The following is a 25,699-nucleotide window of genomic DNA, read 5'->3' on the forward strand; positions in this document are numbered from 1 at the left end:
ACGTTAGCTGAGTTAAGAACTAATCTCAATACGTGACGTCACCCAACTGGGTTTTCATGTGTTGTGGGCGGTACCCTTTAACAGCTGCTTTTTGACGCCCGGTGGCCTGCTGCCGGTTTCGCGGACATGAAGATAAGATCGTGTTCAAGGTGATGGATGTGCTTATGATGGCGATCTGGCAACGTGGAAAAGTGATGCCTTGCTTCACCATTCGGATCAGGGATCGCAATATACAAATAACAGTTCCAGCGGCTCCTGGCTGACAATAGGATCGCCTGCAAAGTCTATCGCAGCCGAGATGAAGCCAAGCCGCCGTCCCGGACTATATAGAACGCTTCTACAATCCACGCAGACGGCTTTCAAAATTGGGATGCACAAGCCCAATGGAGTTTGAGGTCAGTACTATACTAACTTGACCTGCTGTCCATGAGCAGCAGGTCCCCAAACGTGGCGATGACCAGGTGCATCATTCAGAAGTGCTTTTGTATACGGATCAGAGGGACTCTCGAAAATTGCCTGAACCGAGCCTTGCTCCACGACCTGACCACGACGCAGCACGACGACATGGTCAGATATTTCCCGGACCATTTCAAGGTCATGAGAGATGCAGAGATAACTGACTCCAAGCTCGTTCTGTAATTGCGCCAGAAGCGAAAGAATCTGTAATTGTACGGACGCATCAAGTGCCGAGACCGGCTCGTCCAGCACAACCAGTTCCGGTTTGATCGCCAATGCACGGGCGATAGCAACACGCTGGCGCTGGCCGCCGGAAAGCGCCGTAGGCTGGTTCGTGCGCACTCGTTCCGGGAGGCCGACATTATCAAGCAGTTCACGGACCCGCATCTGGCGTGTCACACGGTCGCCCAGAGAGAAGGCATACAACGGCTCGGCAATGATTTCCTCTATCGAAAGGCGCGGATCAAGAGAGGCATAAGGATTCTGATGGACAATCTGGACTCGCCGACGAAACTGCTTCAGCGCCTTGCCGGTCAGTCCGAGTATTTCCTGACCGTCAAAACGTACACTGCCCGCCGTGGCGGTCTCGAGCCGCATGATGATGCGTGCGGTCGTGGACTTGCCGGAGCCGGACTCCCCTACAATGCTCGTTGTGCCATGACGGGGTACCTCAAAGGACACTTCGTCCACGGCCTTTCGTATTCCATCCTGCCTACCGCGGTTAAACTGCTTTGTCAGTCCTTCAACGACCAGGATGGGACTGGCCGCAGTGGTGGAGCAGCGCGTCCGAGCAGGCTGCTTCCTCGTTGTCGCGTTGATCAGTTGTGCGGTGTACGGATGACGGGGGGCAGTGAAGACAGTGCGGGTCGGCCCGGCTTCCACGATCCGCCCCGCGCGCATGACAATGATCCTGTCCGCACGATCAGCGGCCATAGCCAGATCGTGAGTGATCAGAAGGACGGCTGTTCCTTTCCGTCGGATAAGCTGTTCCATATGATCGAGAAGACGCCGTTGCACAGTGACATCCAGGCCACTTGTAGGCTCATCGGCAATGAGTAGAGGAGGGGCGTTTGCCAAACCAATGGCGACGAGAACTCGTTGCCGCATGCCACCGGAGAGCTCATGCGGATAGCTGGCCGCCACATGTTGCTGGCCTAAACCGACATCTTCCAGCAATTCCGTCACCCGCTTTCTGGCTTCGTGCGCCGGTAAGCCGTGAACTTCCAGAGCTTCCGCTACTTGCGTTCCGATACGTTTGACAGGATCAAGAGAAAGGCTTGGGTCCTGGGGCACAAACCCCACCGTCCGGCCTCGCAAATGCCGCCATGTTCGTTCAGAAGCATGGGAAAGTTCCTCTCCATTGAGGACGATACGGCCAGTAAGCTGTGCACTAGCGACGGATAGGCCGATAAGTGCGGAGGTAATGCTGGATTTACCCGAGCCTGATTCCCCTACGATCATCACGATCTCGCCTGGCCATACTTCAAACCCGACTTCGGAGATCGCAGCAACCGGAGTGCGACCAGAGGGTCGGTAAACAACAGTCAGGTCTTCCACACGCAACAATGGTTGCCCTTGCTTGCTCACCATTACTCGCTCTCAATCCGTTCGCTTCGGTCCTGAACAAATCGGGCAAGCTGATTGGCTGCCAGCACGACAAGTACGACAACGAGGCCGGGCAGCGTCGTGCACCACCATGCGACAGATATATAATTCCGCCCTTCCGCGATCAGTAGTCCCCATTCAGGTTGTGGTGGTGGCGCACCAAATCCAAGGAAGCTGAGAGAGGAAACCGCAAGCACAGCAGAGCCGAATTCAAGAGCGACCAGCGCCAGTACGGGACCAGCCGCATGTGGCAGCACATGGGTGATGAGCGTACCGATAGGGCTCCTTCCACATGCGATGGCGGCCTCAACGAAGGCTGCCCCCCGCCAACGCATCGCTTCACCTCGGGCCATGCGGGCAAAAGCAGCGACTGCCGAAAACCCAACTGCGACAGCAATTTCGGTAATACCAAAGCCCAGAACAGTAACAATTGCCATTGACAGAAGAAGGGACGGAACAGCCATCAGCACATCAATGGCACGCATGATTGCGGCATCGGCTCGTCCGCCGAGAAAGCCTGAAAGAAAACCAATTGGCATACCGCCAAAAAGGGCAACGATTACCGCCAAGCCTGTTGCAAGCAAAGAGTTGGAGGCACCATAGATGACGCGCGAGAAGAGATCGCGCCCAAGGTGGTCGGTGCCAAACCAATGCGCGCGCGACGGTGCTTCGAGAGCATGCAAAGATGAGCTGTGCAGGGGATTAACTGAGGTGAAGAGTGTCGGGGCGACGCTCCAACCAAGGATGCCTAGCAGGAAAATGCAGCTTGCGATTGTCAGAACAGCCCCTCGACGCCGAAGAAAATTCTGTATTGCGGCAGAGACCGAATAGGAACTGGAGTTATTATCCATATGTCCAGAATCGACTGTGTACAGAAGTGGGTTGCCCATCTCCTATCTCCTCTTTCCGGAAAGCGTGATGCGCGGATCAAGCAACGGATAGAGCAGGTCCACGATGAGGTTAACGACAACAAAAGATGCTGCAACCACGAGCACAACACCCTGTACCATTGGAATATCCTTGGCTGACACGGCCCCCTGAGCGAGGCGGCCGATGCCGTCGCGGGAAAAGACGGTTTCTGTCACGACGGAGCCAGCAAGAAGACCGCCCACTATGAGACCTGCCATGGTCAGAAGCGGAATGGCGGCATTGGGCAAGGTATGGACCAGCATCAGGTGCGTTCGGCTTACGCCCTTCGCCCGGATCGCCTCAGTGAAGGGCTGAGACCATACCAAAGCCAGAGAGCGGCTCATCACCTGAGCGATACGTGCGGAAGTCGGGATCGCCAAAGTCGCCACTGGCATCACGAGAGAACGCCACCCGTCGTTACCCATCGCCGGAAAGATGGTGAAATGAAAAGAGAGGACCTGCAGGAAAAGAAGCCCAATCCAGAATGTCGGAAGTGCTGCACCAAGAGAGGGCAGGGCCAGCAATAGGGTGCGCAGCCATGGTGCCTGGACCAGACAACCAAGCACGGCCAATCCGACACCCATTATCAACGCCACCACAAGGGCACAGAATGCGAGGTTGGCCGTAGGTGGAATGGCGTTTGCTAGGGCGCTTGCTACAGTCTGTCCAGACTGAATGGATCTACCAAAGTCCAGATGAAGAACGCGCCATAGTGCAATAAAGTACTGCTCGGTGATTGGCTTGTCGAGATTGTATTCAGCCTTCAGCTTGGCAAGTTCTGCACCGTCAACAAGACTCTGTCCATCCTGATTCACCATGATGCTGACAGGGTCGCCGGGAAGAACATACAAAATGGCAAACGAGAGTGTGAACGCCGCCCATAATACCAGAGCAGACTGGCCCACACGGGCTGCGACATAAAGCAAAACGTCACGTCGAAGCAGATGACGGATCGATAGGCCAGAGGAAGGGCGTGACATCGGATTAGCGCCCGATCCAGGTATCAAAGAACTGCAGGCGGGAAGATGCCTCATGATGCAGTCCGTGCACGGTTTTGGCGGTTGCAACCACAGTCGTTACTTCAACGAGAGGAATGATATGGCCTTCCTCAATCAATAGTGTCACGGCTTGGGAAATCAGATTTCTGCGCCGCTCGACATCCAGTTCGGCGCTTGATGCGTCGAGCAGGGCATCAACAGGCTCGGCCTTGCGGTTGTTGACATTGTGCGCGTCAACGGCAAAAACCGCACGCAGGATATCCGGATCTGAGCGTGTCAGGTTATAAAACTGAACCTGATATTTTCCTGTGTTTTGCAATGCTGATGTTTGGCTTATGGTCGTCTGGTTCAGAACCAGATCAATCCCAACCGCTCGCAATTGTTCCTGCAAAAGCTCAAGATACGGAGCCGACTGCCAATATGAGAGATGGATGACAAGACGCTGTCCGTCCCTTTCTCTGATGCCGTCCGATCCGGGTCTCCATCCGGCGTCGTCCAGGATTTTTTTGCTGCCAGCTAGGTCAAAACCGAGTTCAGAGGCGTGGTCTGTGTAGAACGGCGTCGTTCCAGCGAGCGCGGATGAGGCTGATGACTGATAATGCGAAATGACGTTTTTGATTTCCTGCCGGTTAACCGCTTTGTTGAGTGCAAGGCGTACTTCCTTATGCCCCAGCACAGGATCAGTCTCATTGGGAAATAGACTAAAGACCAGACCGGGATTCGGACGGGCGATTACCGGCAGGGCCTGTGCTGTGAAAAGCCGTTCATCCTGTGCAAGGACACCGGTATCCACATCGATCTGGCCCGATAGAAGACTTCCTGTGCGGACCCCGGATTCCGGCACGATACGATAGTCAATTCCTGACAGATACGCCTTTCCCTGATGACCTGCCAGAGAGGAGGGCCAAGCGTAATCCTCCCGGCGCGTAAGGACGACCCGCTGGTTATGTACGAAGCTCGTCACTGTGAAAGGGCCGGAGCCCACGAGCTGCCCCTGGCATCTCGCCCCTGCGTCACGCGCCAGCGTTCCAGGAGACAGAAGCCCGAGGCTCATTGTCGAGCTTGCCTGCAAGAATTGTACGTTAGGTTTGCTGAATGTCAGGACGACCGTATCACGGTCAGGAGTCTGTATTTCCTTCAGTCCGGCAAGATACCCTGAGCCAAGCGATGCTCGCGCGCCAAGTTTGAGTATCCCTTCGAAATTCGTCTTGACCGCGGCTGCGTCGACGGGCGTGCCGTCGCTGAAGGTAACGCCGGGACGGAGATAAAAGGTGAACACGCGACTGTCCTGGCTGACCGTCCACCGTGATGCAAGCCAAGGAACGATCTCGCCCGTGTCTGGTCTCTGGTCAGTCAGGGAGTCTGTGATTTGGCGTCCGATATTGAGCGAATCATTATTTCCCGCCTGCTGTGGGTCGAGGCAGAGCGGATCGCTACTCTGGGCAACTCTCAACACGCCGCCGTCTTTCGGTGTGAGTTGGACGGAGTCCGCTAAACAAGCGCTGCCGGGGATAACCCCTACGACAAGTCCCATAACGACCGTAAGCTTGCCGAGATATCTGACAATCTCGTCACCCAGCATCGGTTTGACCTTTCTCAACCTGACGGAGCAAAACAATGATCGGTATCCCGACAATGACAGGGCCTCCTGCGTTCCTGTCGCATCAGCACGTAATAAGGTCATTGTCTTTCCGGCCGTTCCAGGTACAGATTTTCGCGCAATGTCCTGCCTGCATATTCGGTTTTAAACAAACCGCGACGCTGTAACTCGGGAACAACCAAACGGACAAAATCGTCGATCGCCTCGAATGTCTGGTTCGTCATGATGTTAAAGCCGTCGGCAGCGCCAGCTTTAACCCATTCTTCGAAATCATCAGCAATATCGGTGGGCGAGCCTACAAGAACCCGATGTCCTCCAGCAGACAGAAGACGTAGCAGTTGGCGCACAGTAGGGCGCTCGCGTTTTATGAGGTCCGCGACCAACTTCTGCCTGCTCTTGTGACGGTTTGTATCGGGCAGAACCGCAGGAAGAGGAGCCAAATCATCCAAAGAGTATTGTGAAAAATCCACTCCCAAACCAACAAACTCTGAAATACTCTTCAAAGCGATGGTATTGTCCGTCAGAGCGTGGAGCTGGTCGAACTTCGCCTCTGCCTCTGTGCGTGTCTCGGCGACCGTCACAGAGACGCCAGGCATGATCAGCAAATGATCCGGATTGCGACCGAACTCCCGCTCTGCTTTCTGCCTGATCTCCGTGCGGAAAGCCCTGCCTTCCTCAATGGTTGTGGCCGCCGTGAAGATCAACTCCCCAATGCGCGCTGCCAGCTTTCGTCCAGCCTCGGATGAGCCTGCCTGTGCAATGACCGGCCATCCCTGAACGGGACGGGGCGCATTGAGCGGCCCCTTGACCTGAAAATGCTTTCCTCGGTGGTTGAGAAGTTTTACACGCGCGGCGTCAAACCACCGTCCGGACTCCTTGTCCTTAATTGCGGCGTCGTCGTCCCAACTGTTAAACAGCCCCAATACAACATCAACAAACTCTTCCGCGCGTTCATATCGTGTGGCGTGAAGAACATGATCACTGCGATTGTAGTTCTCACCTCCTTCAAGGGATGTCACGACATTCCATCCCGCACGTCCTTCACTCAGACGATCCAAGGATTCAAGACGACGCGCGAGGGTGAACGGCTCGTTATAGGTTGTATTTGCGGTGCCAACCAAGCCAATCTGGTCTGTGACCACGGAGAGACCTGCCAGAAGAGTCAACGTGTCCCAGCGGGTGGCGGCAGTATTTTTCTCGATTAAGTCAGGCTCGAAAAGTCCCGAAGAAATCGTATCATTCATGAAGAGAACATCGAACTTTCCATCCTGAAGCCTTGATGCCAACTTGCAGTAATATGCGAATGTACCGAGTTCTTCTGTGTCGATGTGTTCATGACGCCAGATTCCTCCGTGTGGCCCGCTGCCATTCAGAAAAGCCCCGAGCTTTATAAAGGATGACATGCAGCCTTTCCCTCTCTAGTAGATTTCTGTTCAGCGTCCCTAGGGCTCCGGCCACGTGACGGTACGCTCTCTACAGAATGTGAAAAAATATTTTCGATCTCTGCTGTTCGTAGCGGCAATACTTGTCTCTGCTACTGAAGCAGTCGGGAAAATCTCAAATCCCACAACGATTCTGCATCAATGCGATTGGGGAGGCTTCCCTCAGAAAAAAACAGATCCGCAGCCTTCTGCTGTTCCCGGATCATGTCCTGAGTCACTGGCACTAGTTTCACGGCATGCTGCCGACCAGCAGAAAGTCGTCTAAAAATACGTTCAGGCACCGCTGTCTCCGCTGCCATAATCCTGGACCAGGCTTCCGGGTTAGCTGCGACCCAATCCCAAGTGGCACGCTCCCTCACAAGATAGTCCTCGATCAGACCGCTTTTGATCCGATCATCCATAGCGCCGACGCGGGCAGAAATCGCGAAAAACGATAATCCCCCCGATGAGATGTCGCTGGTCAGCCATCTGGCAGCGCTTTCCTCCATCAGCAACTCGGCGACATAATCGTCGGAAATCAGAGCGTCGAGATATCCCCCAACAAAGGCCGCCCGGCCAGCCGCCGCAGAGAGGGGCACGGGTTGGATATCATCAGGCGTCATCCCGTTGTCGGTCAGTATCTTCAGAAGATAATAATGATGATTGGTAGCCGGAACATAGCCGATTTTCTTGTTACGTAGGTCTTTCACAGACGCGGCGGTCGACTTTTCAGGAACAAGCAGCCCAGCATACGAGACCCCTCCTTGTATCGCTGCGATCAAACGAAACGGACTGGCATTCTGTCCGGCGAAAAGTGCTGGTATTTGGCTCATAAACGCATAGTCCAGCGCCTTGGCCCTATAAGCGTTTAGAACCATCTTGCCTCCTTCCACATTGACATAACTGACCGGATAGGAAGGGGACTTCATTTCTGCAGCATTAAAAAAATCGGAGACCTGTCCCTTATAATGCCAGACAGCAAGCCCTTCTGGGGTGGCTGCAACTCCAGTCGTGGCCCGAAAAGCCGCGGCTTGCGCAACAAGACCAAAAACGGCAACCCGGCGCGGGATCAGGTGCCGTCGATTCATTCGGTGACATCCCGGTTGTCGTCGGAGATACGATCCCACAATGACAAGAAGGAATAGTGAGCAAAAACATCCTGCCGCGCACGTTGCTCCGCACTCACGGCTGGTGGGGGCGGCGGGGGTGGCACATCAGCCGCCTGCGCAACGAGTTGGGAACGCGCTGCATCCTCGAATGTCAGAAACCGCCACGCAGCGACCTCTACGGTAGTACCCACAGTCCACACCCCGTGGTTGAACCAGATCAGGGTATTCTTATTGCCCAGTGCTCCCGCAACAATCTGTCCCTGTTCGCCGGGCTTGGGCAATGAAGGAATTCGTTCTGCAAACAGTGCTGGATCAAACAGGGCCTGATCCTGATGGAAGAAAGACGCCTCGGCGGTGATCGGCAAGAGCGGGCGACGGAAAGCAGACCAGGTCCTGCCGAAAAACGCATGTGCATGCGCTATCCCAACCACATCGGGGCGCGCCTTTTGTATCTCATCATGGTAAGGAACTCCTGATTGGTTGATCAGCTTTGGTCCCTCCACGACCGTCCCGTCTCCCGAAACAAGTGAAAGGTCAGACGCTTTGATCTTACTAAACGGAATCCCCAAAGGATTCATCCAGAAAAGATCAGGACTAATTGGATCTCTGGCGGAAAAATGCCCTGCGAGTCCATGCTCAAAACCCAGATAGCCAAACACCCGAAGTGCAATAGCCAGACGCTCCTTCCGGTGTTTCTGCTCCTCTTCTAGGGGACGAGGATCAGGGATACGGAGATCGCTTCCAGCAAGAAAAAGCTCATGATTAAAAGAAGAAACGTGCTCTGACATGATAAATTACATTCCCTCCAGCGTAGTTCTAAGCATTTAAAGGGCTTAATATGAACTCGCCTATCAAATAAGGCTTATGTCAGGTATAAAAAAAACAAATTTCCTACTGCACAAGACTGTTGTAAATTTTTTCGCCAGAATCGATGGTCTTTATAAAAATAAAGAATGTATTATTCACGACATTGATATTGTTTATTGGATGTGATGACTGAAGATTGCATAAAACTCTTGCCTAGACCTTATGGTGAGCATGAAACGGGGGCAGGATGAGTGTTTTACAGGTAATCAGGAAAGTACCGATCAGCGAGCGATGGGTGGACGCAGTTGGTAGATCCCACTACAGCCCTCTATCGCTTGATGGTCAGATCTCGCCTGAACAAGAGCAATTACGTTGCACCATAATTGTTTCCTGTTGCCGATAATTTCAAAAATACCATTACTATATAGTCATTTTGCGCGAACAAAATCGCGGCATGGCCGAGGTTAGCCTCCATGCCAGCGACGTTCAGAAATGGACGATGACTATAGAAATACGACACGATATTTATCTGCAAAAGGTCAATAATACTATGTCAATCGCAGTGCGATCGTCTTTCGCTCTTGTTCTCGTATGCTCTTCTATCACTGTAAAGGATGCTCTGGCCCAGAGAAAAACGGTCAGTAGTGAAGAGCAGGTTATTGTGACCGGGACACGTTCCAGCAATCAGAAGGCACGCAATAGCCTTAGTCCAATTTCGATCATTAACGCCAGGCAGCTGGAGGAAACAGGGCAGTCTGACCTGAGAGATGCGATCGCTCAGCTCAGCCCTTCCGTTTCCCTTCCTCCTTTTGGTTGGGGCGGCACCGGTTCAATTCTTTCCATTAGCATGAGAGGGTTGAGCTCTAACCACGTTCTTGTGCTTGTTAACGGAAAACGGCGGCATCAAACAGCATGGATCAATACGACTGCGGCTGGAGGCAGAGGTCCAGATCCTGTCGATCTCGACCTTATTCCAATGAGTGCGGTAGATCATATTGAAATACTGCAGGACGGAGCAGCGGCGCAATATGGCTCCGATGCTATTGCTGGTGTCGTCAACATTATCCTGAAGAAAACACCGAACAAGTTATCCCTTCAGGCGCTGAATGGCGGATATTATCTTGGAGACGGTTTTACGACGAGCGAGTCCGCCAATTTTGGCGGTATGATTGGTAAACGGGGTTTTTATAATGTCAGTCTAGAATTCAAGCATAATGACCGTACAGCGAGAGCGGGTGAAGATAACAGGGCAGGTGTCCCGCCGGAGATGCAGAACGATATTCGACAGGAAATGGGTATTCAACCGGTTACGCGCGAGTCGGCCAGTATCAATGCAGGCTATGACATTAATGATAATGTTTCAGTCTATGCTTTTGGTACATATGGGCATGTTAACAGCCAGCAGGCTTATAACTACCGTCTTCCAGCCTATTACGCGCCGAACGGCTTTATTCCATACGTGACAACCACGCAGAATGACTACTCATTTACAGCCGGCTTTAAAGGAAAAGTCTTTTCCAAATGGGACTGGGATATCGGTACTACCTATGGCGGCAATATAAATGACATGGGTGGGTATAATATGTTCAATACGGCGCTTCTGGCCGCGACCGGCTCCAATCCTTCACATTTTTTTCTAGGATCTCAGTCGGATACCCAATGGACCACGAATGCTGATATCCGACGTGCATTCGACACGGGGATTTTTGCTGCCCCCCTCAATCTGGCTTTTGGCGCGGAATACCGCTACGAAACCTATGAGCTTGGTGCCGGAGATGCTGCCGCACGCTATCAGGCCGGGCTGTCAGGGGGTGCCGCCATACAGACAACAGATGCAAGCAATCATGGTAGAGATGTAACCGCAGGTTATATAGATGTGGGCACAACGCTTCTACCAAAGTGGAAAATAGATCTTGCTGGCCGTTTCGAGCATTATACTGATGCAGGTGATACGGAAACGGGCAAGGTCGCTACCCGGTATGATCTCAACAAGTTCATTTCGTTTCGTGGAACAGTCAGCAACGGCTTCCGTGCTCCTACACTTCAGGAAGAGTATTTTCAGGCGCAGAGTTCGTCCCCGACAGGAAATAGCGGGCAGGTTTCAGTCAACTCCGCTGCGGCACGATTTCTTGGGGCCAGAGCGCTCACCCCAGAACGGTCAACGAATTTTTCTGCGGGTTTTCAGCTTAACCCGATACCGCGACTGCATATCGACATTGACGCCTATCAGATTACATTACGGAACAGGATCGTAAGTGGCGGCACCTATAGTGGCGCGGAAGCTATTGAGGCCTTGGAGCTCAATGGCTGGTCACCCGGCGCTGCCATAACGCCAAATGCTGTCCATACGACATTTTTTACAAACGGTGCGAATACCCGGACGCGCGGCCTAGATGCAACTGCGCGCTATGACATTAATCTGCGCCAGAATGGAGACCTGAAAATAGATGTGGGATTGAATTTAAATAAAACTGTGATTTTATCAGAAAAAAATGATCTCCATGGAAATCCTCTATTAAACGCGCAGCAGCGCGCATTTTTGACGTCCTATACACCTAAGAGCAAACTGATCTTTGGTGGTCGCTGGACCGTTGGAAATTTCGATCTTTCCGTTCATGAAATCCGCTACGGGCAGACAACATCACAGCTCACTTACTATAGTGGCCCTAATGCGTATTCAACGTCAGTGTTTCAGAAGTTCACACAAACGCCGAGATGGCAGACGGATATCGAACTTGGCTATAAAGTAAACAATCAGTTGCATGTCGCCCTTGGCGCCAACAATCTGTTCAATTCATACCTGAAAAAACTTCCTGTAGCGAACAGATATATTGGGTCGAACCGCTATGATGCAAATGTTGCGCAGATGAGCTGGAGCGGCGGCTTCTATTACCTCCGTTTAAATTATACTCTATGATGAAGGTCGCTGCGAACAAATTGGAGACATTGAAAAATCATTGATTGAATTCGCAGTGCTCTGATTTTCGCTTTGTATATTAAATATATTATAGGCAAAACACTTCTATTTTTCATGTTTCTGCGTTGATTATTTCCAGAAATAGGACGCGGTCTATAATTATAGACACTATTAGCCCGCCCGATCCTCATGAGGGTCGGGGGAGTTCCTACAGTTGAGACAAGCAGTCCTGTCAGTGATTTCTGATCAACTTTCTTCGAAGCTCTTCCGTTTGTATCACTCATCACCTTGCTTAACACTACAGTTGCATTTTGTGTCGTGAGTGAAAGCGCATAGCGTTGGCCTGATGTGTTCGTCGAAAGACGGACCATCTGAGGATATGGGCGACGGGTAGGCGGCGTTGTGCAAGCTTTACAACGATGCGCCTGATTTCCTGTATGGACCATCGGATAAGGATGATCGTGTTCTGCGTTGTGTTTTTTTCGGTTTCAGTGAGTTTGCCTGATACCGCACACTTGCCATGACGGCATAGGCAAGCATGACCAAAGAGACATGCCGATGCCAACCATGCCAGGAACGGGTTTCGTTATGATCGAGACCGAATTCGTTTTTGGCTGCTTCGAAACATTCTTCGATCCTCCAGCGCGTTCCTTCAACGTTCACGAGTTCCTGTATGGTCATCCCTTTCGGACACCAAGTCGTAAAATAGGCGAGGTCTCCATCGACGATGGTCCGACGGATCAACAGGCCACGTGTCCATGATCCGGCAATAGGGCAGTCAAATTCTTCAGCATCCAGATCGGCAAGCGCAAGATATGCCCAGTCATACAGTCGCTCACCCTTTGTGCCGTGCCCCGCAGACAGGCGGTGCCAGTCATTCTCTGACAGAGCCGCAGCAATATCTCTTGCTTCTCCTGCAATCAGCGGGTCTGTTGCCCATGACCCGAACCAGTGATTGCCTTTGACGCCAAGGACATATCCTATTCCTGCCCGACGAAGTGTGCGTTCCATATCGCCGACGCCATACACGCTGTCTGCTGCGACCCAGCGGAAGGGCACGCCTGCGCTCGATCATCATCGAGGCCAACGCCGGTTTGGTTGCAAACACCACGTCATCGGGAACGTGGGTCTGCTGGAGGCGCTCACGGTTCGATGTCCAGTCTTGCGGGAGATACAGGGCGCGGTCAATAAAGGCATGGCCACGCGCTGAGACATAGGTGGCAAATACCCCAATCTGGCAGTTCGTGATCTTGCCGGCAGATCCCGTATACTGCCGCCCGACACCGCATGACGCCTGACCTTTCTTCAGAAAACCGGTCTCATCAATCACCAGTACACCATCTTCAGTGCCCAGATGCTCGATCACATATTCCCTCACGACATCACGAAGAGCATCGGCATCCCAGCGCCCGCGCCCCAAAAGTGCCTGCTGCCGCCAGGGACCGGGATCTCCTGCGGCTTCTGCCCGCATCCAACCTGTCTTGCGTGGATCATTGCCAATTAAAACATCAAGGAAAGAACACGCTGAATCCGCGACACGCTTTTGCGTAAACAGTGGAGCAATCCGCTCCTTGGCTGATCGAAGCGAACGCACCCATAATTCCAGCGTCTCTTCAACAGACGCACCACCAGTCATCATATCCTGAATCATGGTTATTCATAGAGTCAGAACTCAACACAATATGCAACTGTAGTGTTAACTGACAACACGCTCTAAGTTAAAGTTTAGGGCCGTTCAGAGTGAGTTCTGTCAAATTTTTATACTTTACGGTGCGCGGCCCTTTAGGCTGCATCAGCACATTCGGTCATATATCGCCTCATTGGTGTTGTAACTCGTCCTATGCTTGGTGTTTGGATGGTTGCGAGATCGTTCATCCTGTGCAAGAAAATGCGAACGAGTCTTATTTACCGTTTGCCATGAGAAGGCAACACGCCCCAGGAGGTCTCCTTTTTGAAGGGGAAACGTACATCGCTTCAGCTTTACGAGGCTCATCGAGAGCGTTTGCTGAACTACGCGAATCGTTTGTCGGGAGACCGTACTCTGGCGGAAGACATAGTTCAGGATGTATGGCTTCTTTTTGCCCGTCAGCCCGTCGAGCACATTAGCGCGCCCCTGCAGTATCTTCGTACTATTGTTCGTAATCTGTTCATAACCCGTCTTCGCCGCACTGCTGACGAAGAGACAAAGGATGTGGATTTCGACACAGTTGTTGAAGGAATAGCAGATCATGCTGCCTCCCCGGAGCAGGCGGTCAGTGCACGCGAGACTCTCGCCCGAGTGCTCGCTGTGGTTGACGCAATGCCGCTGCGCCAGGCTGAAGCCTTCAAACTCTATTATTTCGAAGGGCTGAAGCTGCGCGAGATTGCGGCCCGTCTCGATCTGTCCATCCCGATGGTGCATCGGCTGATCGCCGATGGCATGACGATTTGCGATCGGATTTATGAGGAAGGACTCTGATCCGTCGTGTTGCCCCTGGAATTGATGAAAAAAGACCTACGTTCATACGTCTTAGAAAATAGGGGCAAGGGATCGCAGGCGCGTGGGCGGATATTTCCATTTGTCATCCTCTGGCTCTGGAGATCGTGCGCGTGATGACTGAACAGCGAACACCCCAGCAGGCAGCCGCGGATTGGTATCTTTTTCTTCGGGAAGATCCTGATGACGAGGATATAAAAGCCAGGTTCGAGCAATGGTTGAGCGAAGATGATGCTCATGCTGCGGCTTGGGCGCGTATGAATGTAACGACCTCAAAGATTATCTCCGCTGCCACGCTGCATCAGTCTGTTTACGCTGCCCAACGGCGTCATGAACCGACAAGGAGACGTCACGTTTGGCATTTCAGGCGTTTCTTCTTTCCGATTGCCGCTGCTGCTACCGCATGTGCTGTTGCCATACTGAACGGGCCGGATTTACTCCTACAGTTACGGGCGGACTACATCACGCCTGTTGCCGATATCCGTGACCTCCGCCTTTCCGATGGCAGTGCTGTGACGCTGGCCCCGCATTCGGCTATTGCCGTCGATATGACGTCCACCGTGCGAAGTGTCCGGCTCCTGAGGGGGGAGGCGTTGTTTGACGTTCGTCATGATGCGGCACGTCCCTTCCGTGTGTTGGCGGCCGATGTCGAGGCCACTGATATCGGCACAGTGTTTGATGTGCGGATGGAGGAGGGGGCTACTACGGTCGCCGTACGTCAGGGCGCGGTCCATGTTCGTGAACGTGGAAAGGCGGATCGTGATCTTCAGGCTGGCGAGTGGATCCGTGTTTCCGACGACGTCGTTACAGGAAGCATGCCATCTGAAATGATAGGGGCCTGGCGCGACAGAACATTGATTGCGGACAACCAGACAATCAAGCAGATGATAACATTCCTTCGCCCGTGGACCAAAGCACGGATTGTGCTGACCAGCCAAGCTTTGGGTGAGAAGCGGGTAACCGGGACCTATGACCTCCATAAGCCTGAGGCATCTCTTCGCCTGATCGTCGGTTCTTATGGTGGAACAGTCAAATCGATAACACCGTGGTTTGATTTCGTGAGTGGGCGCTGATTTATTCTGTCCAAGTTGTTGCACACTTCTGAAGGCATAAAAGTGAGTGTGCCGGATAGTCTACACCCGTGTGAATAAAAAACTTTTTTCAATGAGACAAACAGGCACGCTTCTGCTTCGTTAAAAAAATTATTCTTTTTTGGTTAAAAATTCATCCGTAGGCGCATCTCTAGAATTAAGAGCTTGGAATGCGAATAAATCGCATTTTGGCGAACGGTGTGACTGAAAACGAATGAAGAAAAGAGCCGCGCGAATGGACCTGAATGTCTGCCCTGGAAAGGCACTTGCCCCGAAATCCGACAAAAATTTTCTCATTACCTCGATCGTGCTTCTGGCAGCCACGACTATGCTGACGTCACTCACTAGCGGGACAGCGGTTGCTCAAACTGTCATGACCTCACCAAAAGTGGCGCCTGTGCAAGAGCATGGTTCTATCAACTTCAACATTCCCGCAGGCTCTCTTTCCAGCGTGCTCACGGCTTTCAGTATTCAGGCACACACGCCCCTGGGTTCGCAGGCGCCGATGCTGGCTGGTAAATCCTCTTCCGGTTTGCAGGGAAGGTTTACATCGTCCGATGCGCTCTCGCGTCTACTGCAAGGTAGTGGGCTGACGTACCGGGTCACGACCGATCATGCTTTCCAGATAATTCCAGTTTCTAATACTATCATGCTTGGACCGGTGCGGGTGGGGGGCATACTTCGGAGTTCAGTGCCTCCCACCGCGATGATCGGAAATCTGCCGCCGACGCTTCCTGGTGGCGAGATTGCACGCGGTGGACAACTTGGAATGCTCGGCAATAAAGACGTCATGGATACGCCGTTCAGTACGACGAGTTATACGGCAGAGTTTATTCAGAACCGTCAGATACGTAACATCCGGGATGCGTTGAAGGACGATCCTTCGATCCGTGGAACATGGGCGACAGGTTCTGCTGGAAATGAACAGGTCATGATACGGGGGTTCAGTATCCCGACGAGCGGCATTTCCTTTGGTGGTCTTTACGGAATGCTTTCCACCTCATCCGTGTTGACGGAACTTGCAGAGCGCGTCGAAGTTTTGCGAGGCCCAGGTGCTTTGATGAATGGCATGTCACCAGACGGTAATATAGGCGGAACTATCAATATTGTTCCCAAGCGTGCTCATGACAAAGCCTTAACCCGAGTAGAAGCGGATTATACATCGAACCTGCAATTTGGCGGTCAGGCCGATGTCGGGAGACGTTTTGGAAAAGAGAAGCAGCTTGGGGTTCGTCTGAATGGAATGATACGTTCGGGCCCGACGGCCATTGCCCGAAGTGATCTGAAAACAGCTCTCGTTGGTGCAGGTGTTGATTTGCGGCTACGGCATGTTCGCCTATCAACCGATTTTGGATACCAATATCGCGAAATCGACGGTGTTCTGCCCTATCTTGCTTTGGGGGCGGGAGTGCCTGTGCCAGATGCGGCAAAAGTTCCTCAAAATCTGGGGGCGAGCTGGGGCTATAACAGGACGGAGGATATATTCGGAGTTTTCCGGGCTGAAGTGGATATTTTTCGTAATGTGACGGCCTATGGAAGTGTAGGCGTTCACGATTCAACATTTGAGGGGATATACCCGGCAAGCGTAACGCTGACAAATCAAAACGGCACAGCATCAACCTCCAAACCTCTGGCTATCGCTGATCATGATCGTAACATTACAGCTGACGTCGGGGTGAGGGGGAAGGTTGAGACCGGTCCGGTCACGCAGAATATTGTTGTCTCAGCCAATCGTTACAATCTGGTTCGGGATGAAGCGTGGGGATTTAGTGCTTCAGGGTATCCTGTTAACATATATAAAAGGTCTTATATCCCTCGTTCGGATATTTCTGTCCCTGGAAACCTTCCTCTCTATTCATCGTCGACTTTATCCAGTCTGGCTTTCGCAGACACGATTTCAGCCCTGGATAAACGAATTCAGGTTACGGCTGGCCTGCGTGTACAACGGGTACAATCTGCAAATTTCAGTGCGACAACGGGTCTTAAGACAAGCAGCTATGACAAAACTGCTCTGAGCCCGGCAGTCATGGCGGTATTCAAGCCGTTAAAAAACGTCTCGATATACGGGAACTGGATACAGGGGCTTCAGCAGGGGAGTGTTGTCGGGACGACATACGCCAATGCTGGTGAAATATTTGCGCCTTATAAATCGACGCAATACGAACTTGGTGTAAAAGCTGATTTCAAGAAAATCATTCTAACATTCGATGTTTTCCAGATATCACAGCCCAGTACGGTCTATGATGTCGTGACCAACATTATGTCGTTGAATGGCGAGCAGAGAAATCGCGGACTGGAGCTCAATATCGCAGGTGAGATTGTTCACGGGCTCCATGCAACGGGTGGCCTCATGCTGATCGATCCGGTTCTGAAGAAGACACAAGGCGGCCTTTACAATGGACAACGAGCCCCCAATGTGTCGCCCATTAATTTCAATATGGGCCTGGATTATTCTATTCCTTTTGTGAAGGGACTGTCGGTTAATACCGATATTATCTATACCAGTTCACAATACATAGAAAATCCCTCTCCCCGCAGAAGTGTGCCCGGTTGGGTCAGGCTGGATATGGGGGCGCGTTACGTGATGCCTAATCCGGCCACTGATGCAGGAAAGATCACTCTGTTCCTGAACGTTGATAACGTTACCAACGCGCGCTACTGGAATGCCGGAGGCTATAACAATCTTACGCTGGGGGCACCGCGTACATTCCGTTTCGCGGTTGCGGCAGACTTCTGATATGCGATCTTCTATCAGGATTGCACTGAGTGTTGCTATCGCCCAGATAGCGACTTCACCAGTGCAAAACTCTGACTGATCCCTGCATCTGATAGGGCGTCGGTCTACGACTTGTCTTCTTCCCACCCCTTACAACCGCGCTCAGAAAGCTCAGCTCCTTCGGCTCACCTCATGGCGAAGATCGCTGCCTTCTGTGCTGGGCCATGATCAGGCTGGGGGCCACAGTCTTGGGACGATGCGGCAATGGCACGGGCAATCACCGCATCATCCAGACTGCCCGCGTTCGAGCCAGCGCCATATCTCTATAGCGCCGAGCTTGTGGCCTGACCTTGATCAAATATCTCGCGATATCCGCCTGATGATAAAACATGATGATGCAATCGGCGGAGATGCGGCGGCTACTTTATGACTATGGCAAAAGACATGCCTGGCGGGTGTGGGATTGATCAGGCCAGCAATCCGCCATCGACTGCAATAGTCGTCCCTGTAATGTAGCTGGCCTGAGGACTGGCCAGAAAGCCAACCGTGCGGGCAATATCTTCAACACGACCATAGGTGCCTGTGGCAACAAACCCGGCAAGTGTGGCTGCCCCTTCGGTGTTGGCCGGGTTCATTTCCGTATCAATCGGCCCAGGTTCAACAACATTGATGGTGATGCCCTTGGGGCCAAGGTCCCGAGCAACCCCTTGGGCAAATCCCCGCAGGCCTGCCTTGGTGGCGGTATAAAGAGACAGGCCGGGGAAAGGGGCACGCCCGGCAAACGCAGACCCCATGAGAATGATGCGTCCGCCTTTTTGCATGTGCTGCACCGCTTCATGGGTTTCGACCATGACTGCGCGGATATTGAGGTTGAGAGTGTATTCAATGTCCTCAACACTGACTGCCTCGATATTTTTATGCGGATAGGTACCCGCATTGCAGACCAGAACATCCAGTCGGCCGAAATGTGCAACGGTTTTGGCAATAACCACACGATTGCCGTCAAGGGTGGCGCCATCAGCCTGAATGGTCAGGGCTTGTCGGCCAATTTTGCGAATTTTGGCGGCCAGCTCCTCGGCCCGTGCTGCACTGCGGGCGTAAGAAATAGCAATATCAAAACCCTGTGCTGCAAGATGTTCGGCTACGGCCGCGCCAATGCCACGGCTGCCACCTGTTATAAGGGCGACACGTTCTGTCATGTTGTTTTATCCTTTCCCGTTAGCTTTCTAAGGCTATATGGACTGCATAATTTTTTATTGGTGCCTGTGGCGGCAGTATGCGCCATTATAAACAGGCCTTTGTGCCGGATGGCTAAAGTTCCTTGTTTTGCATGGATTTTGTGGACTATTTTATGGGTGATCAGGTAGAATAATTTTCCATAAAAATTGTCTTATTTTCTATAATTGGAGTTAAACGGAACAGCTTGCACATGCATGGCCATAATATCCTGGCAGAACTCCAGACGGCCCTTGAGGCTTTGTGTCCGGCCAAAAGCCACAGGACGGATATTGATTTTCTCACTTTGTATAAGACAACCCGGAAGACTGATCCGGTGCTGTTTGTGTACGAGCCACGGATTTATATTGTCATACAGGGGCAGAAAGAAATTTCCGTTCGGGACAAGCGTTACGTGTACAATGAGACACAGTATCTTGTTTCAACCATTGATATTCCTGTATCGGGCATGATTACCGAGGCTTCGCCCCAAAGACCCTATTTAGCCATGTGTCTTTCTTTTGCTCCCATGGAAATTTTCGAAGTTATTTCTGCCATGGGTGGTCCGCCAGAACCTTTACTCTCGCCATATTTTGGTATGGGATTGAGCGAACTTACACCAGACCTGCTTGATGCGTTATGGCGATTGCTCAACTGTCTGCCTGAGCCATCTGCCCGTCGGTTTCTTGCACCTCGTATCAAGCAGGAAATCATTTACCGCATGTTGCACGGCGCACAAGGCAGTACATTATGCGAAATTGCCAATTACCGGAGTGATCTGTCGGGGGTAAATCGGGCTATCCTGTATTTGCGGCAGCATTTCAGGGAAAATTTCGAAATATCCCTGCTGCCTGGACTGACGGGCATGAGCCAGTCAAAATTCTACCAGTGCTTTCAGGATGCAACACATTTAACGCCGGTACAGTATCGGATGCGCCTGCGTGTGCAGGAGGCCCGGCGGCTTATGCTGCATGAAGGCAAGCGCGTGGCCGAGGCAGGTTTTGACGTTGGGTATGATAGCCCATCGCAGTTCAACCGCGAATATCGCAAGCTCTTTGGCCTGCCGCCTCATGCGGACATCAAGCGGATACGATCGATTGGCATGGATCAGTACTGTGCGGATAATGAGGAGGTCTGGCTTTAACGGCTTAATACCCCGCGGCAGATGGAGGGATCGGAAAGCTCTCCATTGCGGTTGAGCTACGGCTGCCAGTCATTGATGTCGTTGCAAGTCGACAAAGCAGAATAAGGTTTTTCTGATTTCTTAGAGCGAGGAGCGCCATTATCCCGGTGCCTCATGTGTCTTGTAGATAAAATATGGAAACCATAAATTTCCATCGTTGTTGTTTCTTGCCTGATCTTCAGGCGGTAATGAAGGTCTTAGCGGAACAGAGACCGTTGTTCATTTCGAACGCTACGGCGCTGTTTTCCAGATGCGTTCATTACCGACCGGAGAGTCAATCCATGAAGTACAATCTGCTTTCGTTTCCTGCTGCTGCCCTTGTTGTCGGACTGCTTGCAGGCAATCCGGCCTCTGCCCAGGTTGTAACCAATGCTGCTCAGGCTCAGTCTGGCACGTATGCTGTTGAACCGGGCCACACACAGGTTGGTTTTTCTGTGCTACATTTTGGTTTCACAAACTATCTCGGCGTGTTCTCCAATGTTTCCGGAACACTAAAGCTTGATACAAAAAATCCTGCGTCATCAAGGCTTTCCGTGAGCATTCCGGTGGCCTCCGTGCAGACGACGAGTGCCAAGCTTGACGATGAGCTCAAGGGTGATCAGTGGTTTGATGCCGCGAAGTTCCCGAATGCGACATTTGAATCAACATCCGTCCGTGTCACCGGTCGGAACGATGCCATCGTGACCGGCAACCTGACGTTACACGGGGTCACCAAGCCTGAAACTCTGAAAGTGCATTTTATCGGGGCAGGGGTAAATGCGCTGGACAAGAAATATACCACAGGGTTTGAAGCCACAGGGACCATCAAACGCAGCGACTTCGGCGTGAAGATGTATGTGCCCTACGTGTCTGACGATGTGACTCTGCGCATTTCTGGCGCTTTCGAGCGGCAGGACTGACGCTCATGCCTTCGCCCGCGCGCGTAGCGAGCGGGACCACGCGGTATTCTACAGTGGCGATCATCCTTCACTGGATGATCGCTCTGGGAATACTGACCCTGATCGCGATGGGGTTGGTCATGGACCATCTCCACCTCGATACAATGCGCGTGTTCCAGCTCTACCAGTTGCATAAATCCATCGGCATTACTGTGATGGGGCTGATTGCTCTGCGTATTGGTTGGCGTCTGACGCATAGCGCTCCCGCTCTCCCTGTAGATATGCCCGCGTTGGAGAAAAAGGGCGCACATCTTGCCCATCTTGCTCTCTATGGTCTGCAGATTGTCCTGCCCCTGAGTGGCTGGGCGATGGTATCAGTCTCGGTGCTGGGTATTCCGACCGTTCTGTTTGGAACACTGCCGTGGCCCGATCTGCCAGTGCTTTCGACCTTGTCCAACAAGGAGCCGGTCGAAGCCACTCTGAAGGTAGTACACCACTGGGCATCGTGGATGTTGCTTGCCCTGATTGGGCTCCATATTGCCGCCGCTCTTAGGCATCAGTTTGTGCTTCGTGATCATGTTCTTCGTCAGATGCTGCCGTTTCCAGGGGCATCCTCCACACCAAGCGAGAAGAGAGACAACTCATGACGGTTTTAAACCGATTTTTGCCAGTCGCCACGGTAGCTGGTTTATTGCTCTCAACGCCGACCTTTGCGGCCGACTGGACGTTGGCATCGGGTAACGGCACGCTGGGTTTCTCCGGTACCCAGACTGGCAAGGCGTTTGAAGGGCATTTTGGGAAGTATAACGGTACGATTTCGTTTGACCCAGCCCATCCGGAGGCCGGACATGCGAAGATCATCATCGATATGGCAAGTGCTACAACAGGTGACAGCCAGCGCGATGGTGCCCTCCCGGGCCACGACTGGTTTGATGTCAAAGCATTCCCAGAGGCTGTTTTTGAGGTGAAGAGCTTCAAAGCTAAGGGCGGCAATGCCTATGATGCCGATGGCACCTTGACCATCAAGGGGATGAGCCAACCCGTTAGTCTGCCACTGACCATCGACATTTCAGGTTCTACTTTACAAGCCAAAGGCCATCTTCAGCTTGTTCGCTCGGCTTTTAATGTTGGTGTCGGTCCCTGGGCCACGGGTCAATGGGTTGCCCTTGAAGTGGGCGTGGACGTCAACGTCACGGCACACAGCGACTGAAGGGGTCAGATGTCTTTTGTGTTCCTATCTGGAGGGTTCTGCAAACCTCCAGATTTTGAATTATAGGCTGTGGTTCCCTTTATAAAGGCTGGCATTCAAAGCAAAATCATAGGTAATAAGTCGGTTGAGATGACTGCGTAATCTGACAAGGCTGGCTAAGGATCGTTTTTTGGAACAGGCTCTGAAACTCCATTTATCCGGGCATCTGCATGAGGCTGCGAAAGCCTATCAGGTGGCACTTCAGAAAGCTCCAGAGAACGCTGATTTGCTCAGTAATTACGGTGGCTTGCTTTGCAGTCTTGGCGCTTATGATGAGGCGCGCCGATTGCTTGTGCAGGCTGTGACGGTTGATCCAGCTTGTGTGACTGGCTGGTGCAATCTCGGGAACTGCCTTCAGCGGCTTCAGCAGTATGGTGATGCAATTGCCGCTTACCGGAATGGTTTGCAGATTATGCCGACCCATGCGTTGGCACTCAGTAATCTTGGCCTAGCACTTGATTGTTGTGGTGAACACGCTCTTGCCAAAAATTTTCACCAGACAGCGATCAGCCTTGATCCAGACAATGTGCAATCTCGTATGAATCATGCGCGGTCTCTGCTGTCAGCAGGTGATTACCAGAATGGGTTTAGGGAATACGAGTGGCGCTGGGTACCGCCCGGCACTCGAAATGACCTTCAGGCTCGTGAGCAATGGAAAGGGGAAGTCGTCCCGGATGCGACCTTACTGATCCATGCTGATGGTCACTTTGGTGACATGCTCCAGTTTGTGCGTTTTGTGCCTGAAGCGGAAAAACGGTGTGGCCGGGTGATTGTGCGTGTTCAGAAGGAGCTCCTGTCCCTGCTGCAACGGTCGTTTCCTGCTACTTGCTTCATTTCAGAAGATGATCTGATTCCAGAGTATGATGTGCAATGCCCGGTTATGAGTTTACCTTTTGCGCTCGGTACCACTCTGGACACACTCCCTTTTGCGAATGGATATCTGCGAGCTGACCCTGACAAAGTTGCAGTCTGGCGTGACAGAATAGACAAGGATATTGCTCTAGGGCCGGTATCCAACCGAATACCGCTGCGGGTCGGGTTGGTATGGACGGGCAGCCCCCACAGGGATGTCCCTGGTGCGTCTTTGATCGATCAGCGTCGCTCAACAGATCTTGCGAGTTTTGCTCCGTTGGTGGCAGCAGTCCCCGATGCCATGTTCTACAGTTTGCAAATTGGAGAGCGGGCAGAGCAGGCCAAGACGCCCCCGCATGGCATGAGAATAATTGATCATACGGCTATGTTGCGGGATTTTGATGATACGGCAGCCTTTGTCAATGTGCTGGATCTTGTCATTGCCGTAGATACATCTACTGCCCATGTGGCCGCAGGGCTGGGAAAGCCAATCTGGATGCTGTCTCGGTTTGATCAGTGCTGGCGATGGCTTTCTCGCCGCATTGATACTCCATGGTACGACACACTGCGTATATATCAACAAGCCAAACCTTTGGATTGGGGAGGCCCAATCGAGAGGGTGTGCGTCGATCTGCAAAAATTCAATGCCAGTTTTGATAGGGAATGAGACATCTCGTTACTCGCCTAGGCTCAGGACTTAGAGCTAGAACATGTCAGTTGCAGATAGACAGAAGGCGGAGAAAAAGAGAGTGGGACATGCTGTCGTAGCATGTAGCGGACGTCTCCAGCCCTTGAGGCTGCCGGACATAATCTTGATACAATGATAGTGCCGCCTGTCGTAATTGGCAGGACGAGCGAGGGATTTCCGTCCCGTGATACAAGGCCTGACGGGACCAGTCGGCGTTGTAACTTCGATCCACCAGCAGCCATTGAACTTCCTGTTGGCTGTCGAGAAGAGCTGCGACCCTTGTGTAATCACTGACCTGACTGGCAGTCAGCCAATATAAGTCACTTATCTCCAGCCTCCTTGTAGAGCCTGAAGCTGATTGCAGAGCTGATGAATTGATGTTGATAGGGCAGGGACTTATGTCTGCAATCATCAGTTGCTTGTTTTCTGCTTCAGAAAAGCGATTATTAAGCCGCTATGCATTACGGCGTGTGTAACGGTAGATCCGACGTTTAACACATACTCAGATTGATTTTTCATAATGCTCCATGATCTGTTTGAGGAAGAGCGACGCCACGTAACGCTTGGCCCAGGGGCAACCCTTCTGGGAGGTTTTGTTAGAGATATTGCGGATGACTTGATACACCATATTCACGAGCTATCGGCACGTACGCCATTTCGTCATATGGAAACACCTGGTGGGAAACGCATGTCAGTGGCTATGCTGAGTTGTGGCCATCTGGGATGGATTACTGACCGCACTGGATATCGTTATACGGATTTTGATCCTCTGACAGGCAAGGCGTGGCCTGCGTTTCCGTTGTTGTTCCTTGATCTGGCACAGCGTGCTGCTCAGGAGGCTGGGTTTCGAAATTTTGTACCGGATGCTTGCCTGATTAATCGATATCAGCCTGGCGCACGGATGTCCCTGCATCAGGATATGGATGAGCGGGATCTGACAGCACCTATTGTCTCTGTCTCTCTTGGGCTTCCTGCTATTTTTTTGTGGGGCGGATTGCACCGCACTGTTCGCCCCAAGAGGCATCAGGTCTTGCATGGCGATGTTGTGGTTTGGGGAGGGGCATCGCGTATGATTTTTCACGGTGTGGACGTTCTGAAAAATGGTCAACATCCTGCGACCGGAGATATCCGCTTTAACTTGACGTTTCGGAAAGTAAACTGACGGATCATCTACGCTGTTGTCGATGGTTGCATTATGATCTTGCTACGCAGGATTGTCACGAGAGTGACCGGAGCGTTTTAGTGCATGGCATTGGAATATTATGTGAAAACCTTACTCTAAATGCCTTTTAGGCCGGACCACCATCGATGGATGGTGTGTTCTGCAGCGGGAAATTTTCCGGGCTTTGAGTCCTTACGTTGGTTTAAGTATGTGGGCACAGTCTACTCATGGGCAAACATATGAGTAGATATACAAGCACTAACGGTTATTCATGTATAAAATTTCCATAACAAAATCGTAATTTTCTTACTTGTGGGCTATTGGGCATGGTTGTGGAGCGCAAAAACTGACCTGCTCAGTCAATGGG

18 protein-coding genes and 2 pseudogenes are annotated in these 25,699 nt (G+C 52.1%); 11 read left to right on the forward strand and 9 right to left on the reverse strand.

Annotation, left to right across the window (positions count from 1 at the left end; all coding sequences use genetic code 11):
- Window positions 1-149 precede the first annotated feature (149 nt).
- Window positions 150-416, forward strand: a pseudogene (locus FLP30_RS10825) (DDE-type integrase/transposase/recombinase); the annotation flags it as partial.
- Here FLP30_RS10825 and FLP30_RS10830 read toward each other — a convergent pair.
- The 7 genes from FLP30_RS10830 to FLP30_RS10860 all read right to left on the reverse strand — a co-directional run bounded on the left by FLP30_RS10830 (window position 403) and on the right by FLP30_RS10860 (window position 8,886).
- Window positions 403-2,046, reverse strand: coding sequence for a dipeptide ABC transporter ATP-binding protein (locus FLP30_RS10830; protein WP_149279823.1), 1,644 nt, complete (start codon window positions 2,044-2,046; stop codon window positions 403-405). The pseudogene FLP30_RS10825 and the gene FLP30_RS10830 sit on opposite strands and share 14 nt — an antisense overlap.
- Window positions 2,046-2,951, reverse strand: a complete 906-nt coding sequence (locus FLP30_RS10835; protein WP_210419276.1) for an ABC transporter permease — start codon at window positions 2,949-2,951, stop codon at window positions 2,046-2,048. Before FLP30_RS10835 ends, FLP30_RS10830 begins: the two co-directional genes overlap by 1 nt.
- A 3-nt stretch (window positions 2,952-2,954) precedes the next feature.
- Entirely contained in the window at window positions 2,955-3,950 is a 996-nt protein-coding gene (locus tag FLP30_RS10840) for an ABC transporter permease (protein ID WP_210419277.1), read from the reverse strand.
- A gap of 4 nt (window positions 3,951-3,954) precedes the next feature.
- A complete protein-coding gene (locus tag FLP30_RS10845; protein ID WP_210419278.1) occupies window positions 3,955-5,652 on the reverse strand; it encodes an ABC transporter substrate-binding protein in 1,698 nt (565 codons plus the stop codon).
- The gene (locus FLP30_RS10850) at window positions 5,649-6,971 is read right to left on the reverse strand and encodes an LLM class flavin-dependent oxidoreductase (protein ID WP_149279826.1); all 1,323 of its coding nucleotides are present in this window, start codon (window positions 6,969-6,971) and stop codon (window positions 5,649-5,651) included. Before FLP30_RS10850 ends, FLP30_RS10845 begins: the two co-directional genes overlap by 4 nt.
- Before the next feature lie 131 nt (window positions 6,972-7,102).
- Complete coding sequence (locus FLP30_RS10855) at window positions 7,103-8,077, reverse strand: ABC transporter substrate-binding protein (protein WP_149279827.1); 975 nt, start codon at window positions 8,075-8,077, stop codon at window positions 7,103-7,105.
- Complete coding sequence (locus FLP30_RS10860) at window positions 8,074-8,886, reverse strand: class II aldolase/adducin family protein (RefSeq protein WP_149279828.1); 813 nt, start codon at window positions 8,884-8,886, stop codon at window positions 8,074-8,076. Before FLP30_RS10860 ends, FLP30_RS10855 begins: the two co-directional genes overlap by 4 nt.
- A gap of 518 nt (window positions 8,887-9,404) precedes the next feature.
- Between FLP30_RS10860 and FLP30_RS10865 the strand changes: the two genes are divergently transcribed.
- A complete protein-coding gene (locus tag FLP30_RS10865) occupies window positions 9,405-11,822 on the forward strand; it encodes a TonB-dependent receptor plug domain-containing protein (protein ID WP_168200094.1) in 2,418 nt (805 codons plus the stop codon).
- Window positions 11,823-12,233: 411 nt separating this feature from the next.
- Here FLP30_RS10865 and FLP30_RS10875 read toward each other — a convergent pair.
- Window positions 12,234-13,473 (reverse strand): annotated as a pseudogene (locus FLP30_RS10875) (IS701 family transposase).
- Between the two features lie 300 nt (window positions 13,474-13,773).
- On the opposite strand from FLP30_RS10875, the gene FLP30_RS10880 reads away from it, so the two are divergent.
- The 3 genes from FLP30_RS10880 (at window position 13,774) to FLP30_RS10890 (ending at window position 18,126) form a co-directional block, all read left to right on the forward strand.
- Entirely contained in the window at window positions 13,774-14,280 is a 507-nt protein-coding gene (locus FLP30_RS10880) for an RNA polymerase sigma factor (RefSeq protein ID WP_149279831.1), read from the forward strand.
- A 134-nt stretch (window positions 14,281-14,414) separates the two neighbouring features.
- The gene (locus tag FLP30_RS10885; protein ID WP_149280346.1) at window positions 14,415-15,371 is read left to right on the forward strand and encodes a FecR family protein; all 957 of its coding nucleotides are present in this window, start codon (window positions 14,415-14,417) and stop codon (window positions 15,369-15,371) included.
- 253 nt (window positions 15,372-15,624) lie between these two features.
- Window positions 15,625-18,126 (forward strand): TonB-dependent receptor, encoded by a 2,502-nt coding sequence (locus FLP30_RS10890; RefSeq protein ID WP_246856505.1) that lies wholly within the window; start codon window positions 15,625-15,627, stop codon window positions 18,124-18,126.
- Window positions 18,127-18,572: 446 nt separating this feature from the next.
- Here the strand turns inward: FLP30_RS10890 and FLP30_RS10895 are convergent, their stop codons facing one another.
- A complete protein-coding gene (locus tag FLP30_RS10895) occupies window positions 18,573-19,304 on the reverse strand; it encodes an SDR family NAD(P)-dependent oxidoreductase (RefSeq protein WP_149279833.1) in 732 nt (243 codons plus the stop codon).
- A gap of 230 nt (window positions 19,305-19,534) precedes the next feature.
- On the opposite strand from FLP30_RS10895, the gene FLP30_RS10900 reads away from it, so the two are divergent.
- From FLP30_RS10900 to alkB, 6 genes are all read left to right on the forward strand, one after another.
- Complete coding sequence (locus FLP30_RS10900) at window positions 19,535-20,464, forward strand: AraC family transcriptional regulator (RefSeq protein WP_149279834.1); 930 nt, start codon at window positions 19,535-19,537, stop codon at window positions 20,462-20,464.
- A gap of 320 nt (window positions 20,465-20,784) precedes the next feature.
- Window positions 20,785-21,402 carry a YceI family protein gene (locus tag FLP30_RS10905; protein ID WP_149279835.1) on the forward strand — a complete coding sequence of 206 codons (618 nt, stop codon included), beginning with the start codon at window positions 20,785-20,787 and terminating at the stop codon, window positions 21,400-21,402.
- A gap of 53 nt (window positions 21,403-21,455) precedes the next feature.
- Window positions 21,456-22,028 carry a cytochrome b gene (locus FLP30_RS10910; protein WP_246856506.1) on the forward strand — a complete coding sequence of 191 codons (573 nt, stop codon included), beginning with the start codon at window positions 21,456-21,458 and terminating at the stop codon, window positions 22,026-22,028.
- Entirely contained in the window at window positions 22,025-22,591 is a 567-nt protein-coding gene (locus FLP30_RS10915) for a YceI family protein (protein WP_149279837.1), read from the forward strand. Before FLP30_RS10910 ends, FLP30_RS10915 begins: the two co-directional genes overlap by 4 nt.
- A gap of 169 nt (window positions 22,592-22,760) precedes the next feature.
- On the forward strand, window positions 22,761-24,149 hold the full coding sequence (locus tag FLP30_RS10920) for a tetratricopeptide repeat protein (RefSeq protein ID WP_246856507.1): 1,389 nt from the start codon (window positions 22,761-22,763) through the stop codon (window positions 24,147-24,149).
- Window positions 24,150-24,690: 541 nt separating this feature from the next.
- Window positions 24,691-25,332 carry a DNA oxidative demethylase AlkB gene (alkB, locus tag FLP30_RS10925; RefSeq protein WP_149279838.1) on the forward strand — a complete coding sequence of 214 codons (642 nt, stop codon included), beginning with the start codon at window positions 24,691-24,693 and terminating at the stop codon, window positions 25,330-25,332.
- The last annotated feature ends 367 nt before the right edge of the window (window positions 25,333-25,699 follow it).

It is taken from the genome of Acetobacter vaccinii (genome assembly GCF_008365315.1).
Lineage (GTDB): Bacteria > Pseudomonadota > Alphaproteobacteria > Acetobacterales > Acetobacteraceae > Acetobacter > Acetobacter vaccinii.

Excerpts from the sequence above, each read along its gene's own strand:
- FLP30_RS10830 (WP_149279823.1), bottom strand. The coding sequence starts at position 2,046 with ATGGTGAGCAAGCAAGGGCAACCATTGTTGCGTGTGGAAGACCTGACT.
- FLP30_RS10835 (WP_210419276.1), bottom strand. The coding sequence starts at position 2,951 with ATGGGCAACCCACTTCTGTACACAGTCGATTCTGGACATATGGATAAT.
- FLP30_RS10840 (WP_210419277.1), bottom strand. The coding sequence starts at position 3,950 with ATGTCACGCCCTTCCTCTGGCCTATCGATCCGTCATCTGCTTCGACGT.
- FLP30_RS10845 (WP_210419278.1), bottom strand. The coding sequence starts at position 5,652 with ATGACCTTATTACGTGCTGATGCGACAGGAACGCAGGAGGCCCTGTCA.
- FLP30_RS10850 (WP_149279826.1), bottom strand. The coding sequence starts at position 6,971 with ATGTCATCCTTTATAAAGCTCGGGGCTTTTCTGAATGGCAGCGGGCCA.
- FLP30_RS10855 (WP_149279827.1), bottom strand. The coding sequence starts at position 8,077 with ATGAATCGACGGCACCTGATCCCGCGCCGGGTTGCCGTTTTTGGTCTT.
- FLP30_RS10860 (WP_149279828.1), bottom strand. The coding sequence starts at position 8,886 with ATGTCAGAGCACGTTTCTTCTTTTAATCATGAGCTTTTTCTTGCTGGA.
- FLP30_RS10865 (WP_168200094.1), top strand. The coding sequence starts at position 9,405 with ATGACTATAGAAATACGACACGATATTTATCTGCAAAAGGTCAATAAT.
- FLP30_RS10885 (WP_149280346.1), top strand. The coding sequence starts at position 14,415 with ATGACTGAACAGCGAACACCCCAGCAGGCAGCCGCGGATTGGTATCTT.
- FLP30_RS10890 (WP_246856505.1), top strand. The coding sequence starts at position 15,625 with ATGGACCTGAATGTCTGCCCTGGAAAGGCACTTGCCCCGAAATCCGAC.
- FLP30_RS10895 (WP_149279833.1), bottom strand. The coding sequence starts at position 19,304 with ATGACAGAACGTGTCGCCCTTATAACAGGTGGCAGCCGTGGCATTGGC.
- FLP30_RS10900 (WP_149279834.1), top strand. The coding sequence starts at position 19,535 with ATGCATGGCCATAATATCCTGGCAGAACTCCAGACGGCCCTTGAGGCT.
- FLP30_RS10905 (WP_149279835.1), top strand. The coding sequence starts at position 20,785 with ATGAAGTACAATCTGCTTTCGTTTCCTGCTGCTGCCCTTGTTGTCGGA.
- FLP30_RS10915 (WP_149279837.1), top strand. The coding sequence starts at position 22,025 with ATGACGGTTTTAAACCGATTTTTGCCAGTCGCCACGGTAGCTGGTTTA.
- alkB (WP_149279838.1), top strand. The coding sequence starts at position 24,691 with ATGCTCCATGATCTGTTTGAGGAAGAGCGACGCCACGTAACGCTTGGC.